Source organism: Neotamlana nanhaiensis, from assembly GCF_000943555.1.
GTDB lineage: Bacteria > Bacteroidota > Bacteroidia > Flavobacteriales > Flavobacteriaceae > Neotamlana > Neotamlana nanhaiensis.
Map to the genome: position 1 here is coordinate 497788 of NZ_JTDV01000002.1, position 7613 is coordinate 505400.

Here is a 7613-nt window from a genome sequence, read left to right on the forward strand (position 1 = left end):
ATGCAATGTTTTGTAAAAGGTTGCGTAGTAAAATAAAAAAATCCCGTTTTTTAACGGGATTTTAAGATAAGTTTTATGCTTTGGCATCGGTAACGGCTTGCCTTACTTTGGCTTCAAGCTCGTCCATAAGCTCTGGGTTGTCTTTTATTAATGCTTTAACCGAGTCTCTACCTTGGCCAAGTTTTGTATCGTCGTAACTAAACCACGAACCGCTTTTCTTAACAATTTCGTAGTCTACGGCTAAATCTAAAATTTCGCCTACTTTGCTAACACCTTCGCCATACATAATGTCGAATTCGGCAGTTTTAAATGGTGGTGCTACTTTATTTTTAACCACTTTTACACGGGTTTTGTTACCCGAAACTTCGCCATTTGTATCTTTTATTTGTGTAGAACGACGAATATCTAACCTAACCGACGCGTAAAACTTTAAGGCGTTACCACCGGTTGTGGTTTCAGGGTTACCAAACATAACTCCAATTTTTTCGCGTAATTGGTTAATAAATATTACGGTACAATTGGTTTTGCTAATTGATGCTGTAAGCTTACGAAGGGCTTGCGACATTAAACGGGCATGTAATCCCATTTTAGAGTCGCCCATTTCGCCTTCAATTTCACTTTTTGGTGTTAAAGCAGCAACAGAATCTACTACTACAATATCGATAGCACCAGAACGAATAAGGTTGTCGGCAATTTCTAAGGCTTGCTCACCGTTATCTGGTTGCGAAATAATTAGGTTGTCTATATCGACGTTTAATTTTTCGGCATAAAATCTATCAAAAGCATGTTCGGCATCAATAAAAGCAGCAATACCGCTCGATTTTTGTGCTTCGGCAATAGCGTGCAATGTTAAAGTGGTTTTACCCGACGATTCTGGACCGTAAATTTCTATAACACGTCCGCGCGGGTAACCGCCAACGCCTAAGGCAATATCTAAACCTAAAGATCCTGACGAAATAGCTTCTACATCAACAATTGCAGAATCGCTCATTTTCATTACGGTACCTTTTCCGTAGGCTTTGTCTAGTTTATCTAAAGTAAGTTTTAGTGCTTTTAATTTTGCTTCTTTTTCGCTACTCATCGTTTCGTTTTTTTTCTAAAAAATTGTATGCTAAAATACTACAACTTTTGGCATCTTACAATTTTAAAATGCAACCTTTGTTAACATTTTGTATCCGTGTATTATAGGGCTAAAAATTTTGAATTATGAAAAACTAAACTTTTATACTATTTTTAGTGTTAGTTTTTTGATGTGAATCGTAGAATGAAAGCTTTGATCATATTAAGTTTAATGGTTGGGGTATTGTTAAAACTAGTTGGGCATAATTTGAACAAAATTGAGTGAACCATATTTCATAGAAAAAGGTATTCAAAGGTTAATTTCTGAAAACAGAAAAGTTTTTAAAGGAACTGAATCTGAATTTGACGAATATATCAATGAAAAACTGCCAAAAATTATAGAAAAACTACTTCAAGGAATTTGGGATGGACTTTACGAATATAGTTTCGATAAAGAAAATGACTTACGAAAGCATCAGAAGGAAATTAACGAGAAGATAAATAAGAATTATGGAAATGGTATATTGCTGCTTGAGTCATTCATAGAAATGAACTGCCAAGTTAGTATCTCAACTTATGACAAATACATAAAGATTTTTGACACTTACGAAGACCAATTAAAACTTGATACTTTGATTTCTCTGCACGTAAGAGCTTGTCAAATTGCTAACGAAATACGAGTTTTAGTATCTAATGGATACGCAGACGGAGCGATGTCGCGTTGGAGAACACTGCACGAACTTTGCGTAACATTTTTGTTTTTGTATGATAATGACACAAAAATAACAGAAATGTACCAAGATTATCACGTTATTGAAAGATGGAAGAAAGCGAAAGAATATCAAGAAAACTGTGAGTTTTTAGATATGGATAAGTTCTCAAAAGAAGAAATGGAATTTATCGAATCAGAGAGAAAAGATGTTTTAGAAGAATACGGTAAAGAGTTTGGACAGAGTTATGGTTGGACAATGGAAATTTTGCCAAAAGGAAGGAGAAATATACGTGAAATGGAAAAACTTGTAAAACAGGACCATCATCGTGTTGTTTACACTTGGGCGAGTGAAAATGTTCATTCGGGAGTTTCAGGAATTAATAAAAGATTGGGCTTGAGAGAAGAGCAAGAAAACTTTCTTTTAACTGGAGCAAATGATTATGGGTTTTTAGACCCAGTCCAATATATGACGGTTTCACTAACAACTATGAGTGAGACATTTCTGAATATGGAAGATTCATCGATGAGTAGAATTTTTAAAGAGTTTTTATATGCTCTTCAAAACGAAGTTGTAAATGAATTTGGAGAACAATAAAAAACTATGCACAACAATTTATAACCGCAATTACCGAAGATTCGACAACCCTTTGATTGTGTTTAATAAAGTCTTAAGCGAATCTCGGAAATACTAATGCTTAATTAAAAATCATTAACTTTATTCCAGTACTTGACCGCTGTATAACATTTCATGAAAAGCATTTTAATAGTCATAATATTAGCTTTAATAGGCTACTCTTCTAATGCTCAGCATACAGATAGGTTTGTAAAACTTGTAAAAGATTTAGAGCAAGTTAGCTGTAAAAAGGATACGATGTTTTACAAAAATGGAACTATAAAGAGGGTTATGTGTTCGACGAATTACAAGTATAATTCCGAAAAATTTTGGGCCAGAACTGGTAAAATGATAGAGTTTTATAAAAATGGACAAATTGCCCAAGAGTATTTTTTGGATAATTATGGAAATTTGATGAGAATGAAAATCTTTGACCGAAAAGGAAATAAGCTTGAAGAGTATGTAACTACAGAAATAGACTCAAACGCGAAATCACTAGATGACTTTTTTGAATCTAACGACCATATTGTTTATAAAACGTTCTGCCAGATTTATAAATATTCAAAAAATAGTGAATCTTATTTTTTATACGAAGAAGGGCTAAGAGCGGATACAAAGAAAATTGGTAAATGGATAAAATATTACGATAATGGAAAAGTAAAAAAGGAAAATGAATTTTAAAAATGTTGCAAACCAAACAAAATTTATCCTGAATATTTCAATGTTTTTAACCTGTCTTTAGCTTCAAAATAATTTTATCACGCAACCATTGTTAATGTTTTGTATATGTGTATTATAGGACTTAAAATTCTGAATTATGAAAAACGTAATCGTAGTATTATTATTCCTTTTAAGTATTAATTGTACTTCTCAAACAGAAAAGAAATTCAATTTAGATTTTGAAGAATACTCTGTGAACGATAAACTTCCCAGAGGTTGGTTTAAGTGGGGGAATTACGATTTAGAAATCGATACTGTTCATGTTAAACAAGGAAAGGCTTCAGGAAAAATAAGTTCTAAAAATGCACATAACTCCTTTGGTAGTATAGTATATTCAATTCCTGCTAATTATGAAGGAAAGTCTATTCGTTTAGATGGTTTTATGAAAATTGAAAATATCCAGAACGGTTTTAGTGGACTATTGCTTAGAATAGTTGATAAAAACAATGAAGTATTGGCGTTCGAAAATATGCAAAGCCAAAATATTCATGGCACTAAAGACTGGCAGAAATATTCCATTTCACTACCATACCCTAAGAATGCTGAAACAATTTTTGTTGCAGGAATAATGACGGGTTCAGGAGAAGCATGGTTTGATGACTTTGTTTTAACAATAGACGGCAAGGATATTCAAACACTTAAAGAAATAGAGAAACCTATTTATAAAGCAAATTTAGATAAAGAGTTTGATCTTGGATCTAAGGTTGATTTTCCAGAGCTTAACAACCGCTTAATTGGAAATTTAGATTTATTGGGAAAAGTATGGGGCTTTTTAAAATATCATCATCCAGAAATTAGAAAGGGAAATTATAATTGGGATTATGAATTGTTTCGTTTTCTTCCAGAATATTTAGAGAGTAAAACTACTGAAGAAAGGGACGATATCCTTTTGGAATGGATAAAACAAATTGGAGATATTGATAAGTGTTTTAAATGTGAAAGTGTAACAGAAGGAGCTTTCATAAAACCTGATATGTCTTGGTTTGATAATTTCAACTTGAGTTTAAAATTAAAAAATGAGTTAAAATACATCTATCAAAATAGAGGACAAGGTGAATCCTTTTATGTTGGTTATAATAATTATAATCGTTTAGTTTTTTTAAATGAAAATAGGTACATAATGATGCCCTATCCTGATAAAGGCTATAGGCTGTTAGCACTTTACAGGTATTGGAATATGATTCATTACTTTTTTCCTTATAAATATTTAATAGACAAAAACTGGAATGACATTTTAAGAGAATATATCCCAAAGATTATAAATGCTAAAAACGAATTAGAATATGAATTAACTTTTATTCAATTAATGGGAGATATAAACGATACTCATGTGTCTTATTCATTCGGTTTTAATAAAGTTAATGATAAAAAAGGGGAATTTTTTCCATCTTTTCAAGTTAAGTTTATCGATAATAAACTAGTAGTTGTAGATCATTATAATCCTGAATTAAAGAATGCAGCTAAAGTTGAATCTGGAGATATAATAACATCGATTAATAAAAAATCTGTCGAATCAATATTAGATAGTATAAAGCCATATTATCCCGCATCTAACGAAGTAGCGAGATTAAGAGATATTTCTCAAGATATTTTGCGCTCACCAAAAAATGAAATTACTATAGAATTTATTTCAGGAGATAAAAAAGAAGAACACTCCATACCTCTTTATAAAAAGGATAGTTTAAATATTAATTGGCATAATTGGAAGGGGAAATCTTTCAAATTTTTAAAAAATAACATAGGGTATGTGACTTTAGAGTTTATTAAAAAAGAAGATATTCCGATTATTAAAGAAACGTTTAAAAATACTAAAGGAATTATTATTGACATAAGGAACTATCCTTCAGCATTTGTTCCATTTTTGTTAGGTACTTATTTTGTTACAGATAACACGCCGTTTGTGAAATTTTCAGTTGGAAATATTAATAATCCAGGTGAATTTATTTTTGAAAATGGTGATGAGATTCCTAAGCCAACCGAAACCTACAAAGGGAAATTAGTTGTTTTAGTTAATGAGTTTTCGCAAAGCCAATCTGAATATACCGCCATGGCATTTAGAGCAGGAAACAATACAACTATTATTGGTAGCACAACAGCTGGAGCAGATGGTAATGTTATAACAATATTATTACCTGGAGGATTAAGAACTCGCATGTCTGGAATAGGAGTTTATTACCCCGATGGCACAGAAACTCAAAGAGTCGGAATAGTTCCAGATATTGAGATTAGCCCAACTATTAAAGGGATAAAAGAAGGTAGAGATGAATTATTAGAAAAAGCGATTGAAATAATAAATAAATGATAAAACCAATTTTTTATGAAATCGTACAGATAAATTACACCTTGGTAATTAAAAAATAAAGCACATCAATTAAAATTTATCCTGAATATTTCAACGTTTTTAACTTGTCATTAGCTCTAAATTAATTTTAACACGCAACCTTTTTATAGTTTTTGCATCTACTAAATAGTAGTGGAAAAAATTGCTATGAAAAGACTATGAAATTTTTCACGAAAACTATTCTAACTAACTCTATTGGTGTTTCAGTTGCTATTTTGGTTAATGGCAACTGTAAAGCCGATGGTGGCTAAATCCGTTCTACTTTTTATTATCTATAAAAGTATTTAATAACGGAATTAGTCAATTAAAAAGCACTTTAATAATTGTTTAAAGTGCTTTTTTTGTGCGTATTAGTTGCGAAAACCCACTAAAATTGTAGTTTTGCAGCATAAAATATTTCTTTTTTAACCTTAAAAAATAGTATAGCATGCAACTGTACAACAAATTAAGCGCAAAAGAAAGAGCAGAGTTAATCGAAAAAGCAGGAAAAGATCGATTAACACTTTCTTTTTATCAGTACGCTAAAATTACAAATCCACAAGAATTTAGAAATCAATTGTTTGTCGTTTGGGATAAACTCGATGTGTTAGGTAGAATATATGTTGCTACCGAAGGCATTAATGGGCAATTATCGTTACCAGCCGAAAATTTTGAAACGTTTAAAACCCATTTAGACACTATTGATTTTTTAAAAGATATTAGACTTAATATTGCCGTAGAGCAAGACAATATGTCGTTTTTAAAACTAAAAGTTAAAGTGCGCAAAAAAATTGTAGCCGATGGTTTAAACGACGATACATTCGATGTTACAAACAAAGGTATTCACGTTGCCGCTAATGAGTTTAACGAACTTATTGAAGACGAAAATACCGTTTTGGTTGATATGCGTAACCACTACGAAAGCGAAATAGGTCATTTTAAAAATGCCGTAACGCCCGATGTGGATACCTTTAGAGAATCGTTAGATATTATTGAAGACGATTTAAAAGCGCATAAAGAAGATAAAAACCTGGTTATGTATTGTACTGGTGGTATTCGCTGCGAAAAAGCCAGTGCCTATTTTAAGCATAAAGGTTTTAAAAATGTGTATCAGCTTGAAGGTGGTATTATTGAATATACACGACAAGTAAAAGAGCAAAACTTAGAGAATAAATTTTTAGGACAGAATTTTGTGTTCGACGATCGTCGTGCAGAGCGCATTAGTGACGATGTTATTGCGAATTGTCACCAATGTGGCGAACCGTTCGATGTGCATACCAATTGTGCAAACGAAGCTTGTCATTTATTGTTTATTCAATGTCCAAAATGTCAAGAAGAAATGGAAAATTGTTGTTCTACATCTTGTATGGAAATAAACCGTTTGCCTTACGAAGAACAAAAAGAATTACGTAAAGGCCAAGGCAATAGCAACGATATCTTTAAAAAAGGACGTGCCGACCATTTACCTTACAAAAAAGATTTGCGAAATATTTTTGAGCATTTTAAACCAGAAAATACTGAGGATAACGCTTAATATTATTATTGCATTTTAAACAAAAAAAGCCGCACTGTAATGTTACAATGCGGCTTTTACCAATTTATTTAAAGGGACTAAATATTCTGAGAATAAATTTTGCCATCGGTTTTAAATACAATTCTGTAATTTCCTTTAGCAAAACCGTTAAGTTTATAAGCTTTTTGAATGTTTTTGGTGTGCTTAATAGTTTCAGAGTAAACTAAGTTAGCTTCAACCGAATTACCATAGTAAATATCTACTTTTAATGGCGATTCGTTTAACGATAATTTTGATACGTAAACTACACCATCTTCAACTCTAGCGTAAGGCTTATAAGTAACTTTTTCGTGAGCTCTATCAAAAGCAACTTCACTTGAATTTACTGTAAAAGGAATAGTATCAACTTCTAAATCTTTTTCTAATTCAAAAATGTAATTACCATCTGGTAAAGAAGATAAATCGAAAGCTTTTTGGTAGTTACCAGCTTCTTTAATTTCTTCTTTATATAAAACAACGCCGTTAGCGTCAATAATTGTCAATAAATTACCTTCTTTAACACTGTTTAAAGTTAAAACAGTTTTTTTAGCATCTCTAGCAACCGTTAAAAAAGTAGATTCGTTTGCGAAACTTAACATGGTAGCAAACATAGTTACCATTAAGAATCCTTTTTTTG

At 31.6% G+C, this 7613-nt stretch carries 6 protein-coding genes; 4 read left to right on the plus strand and 2 right to left on the minus strand.

Annotation, left to right across the window (positions count from 1 at the left end; translation table 11 throughout):
* Positions 1-73: 73 nt before the first annotated feature.
* Positions 74-1081, minus strand: coding sequence for a recombinase RecA (recA, locus tag PK35_RS05365; RefSeq protein WP_044625645.1), 1008 nt, complete (start codon positions 1079-1081; stop codon positions 74-76).
* 256 nt (positions 1082-1337) lie between these two features.
* On the opposite strand from recA, the gene PK35_RS05370 reads away from it, so the two are divergent.
* The 4 genes from PK35_RS05370 to trhO all read left to right on the plus strand — a co-directional run bounded on the left by PK35_RS05370 (position 1338) and on the right by trhO (position 6958).
* Positions 1338-2366 (plus strand): DUF5677 domain-containing protein, encoded by a 1029-nt coding sequence (locus PK35_RS05370; RefSeq protein ID WP_044625646.1) that lies wholly within the window; start codon positions 1338-1340, stop codon positions 2364-2366.
* A 153-nt stretch (positions 2367-2519) separates the two neighbouring features.
* Complete coding sequence (locus PK35_RS05375) at positions 2520-3065, plus strand: hypothetical protein (protein ID WP_044625647.1); 546 nt, start codon at positions 2520-2522, stop codon at positions 3063-3065.
* Positions 3066-3201: 136 nt separating this feature from the next.
* Complete coding sequence (locus PK35_RS05380) at positions 3202-5406, plus strand: S41 family peptidase (RefSeq protein ID WP_044625648.1); 2205 nt, start codon at positions 3202-3204, stop codon at positions 5404-5406.
* A gap of 466 nt (positions 5407-5872) precedes the next feature.
* The gene (gene trhO / locus PK35_RS05385) at positions 5873-6958 is read left to right on the plus strand and encodes an oxygen-dependent tRNA uridine(34) hydroxylase TrhO (RefSeq protein WP_044625649.1); all 1086 of its coding nucleotides are present in this window, start codon (positions 5873-5875) and stop codon (positions 6956-6958) included.
* A gap of 77 nt (positions 6959-7035) precedes the next feature.
* Here the strand turns inward: trhO and PK35_RS17125 are convergent.
* Positions 7036-7613, minus strand: a 578-nt coding sequence (locus tag PK35_RS17125; protein ID WP_238320888.1) for a hypothetical protein, incomplete at its 5' end; no start/stop codon positions are given.

Coding starts and splice junctions, on each gene's coding strand:
- trhO (WP_044625649.1), top strand. CDS start 5,873: ATGCAACTGTACAACAAATTAAGCGCAAAAGAAAGAGCAGAGTTAATC.
- PK35_RS05380 (WP_044625648.1), top strand. CDS start 3,202: ATGAAAAACGTAATCGTAGTATTATTATTCCTTTTAAGTATTAATTGT.
- PK35_RS05375 (WP_044625647.1), top strand. CDS start 2,520: ATGAAAAGCATTTTAATAGTCATAATATTAGCTTTAATAGGCTACTCT.
- recA (WP_044625645.1), bottom strand. CDS start 1,081: ATGAGTAGCGAAAAAGAAGCAAAATTAAAAGCACTAAAACTTACTTTA.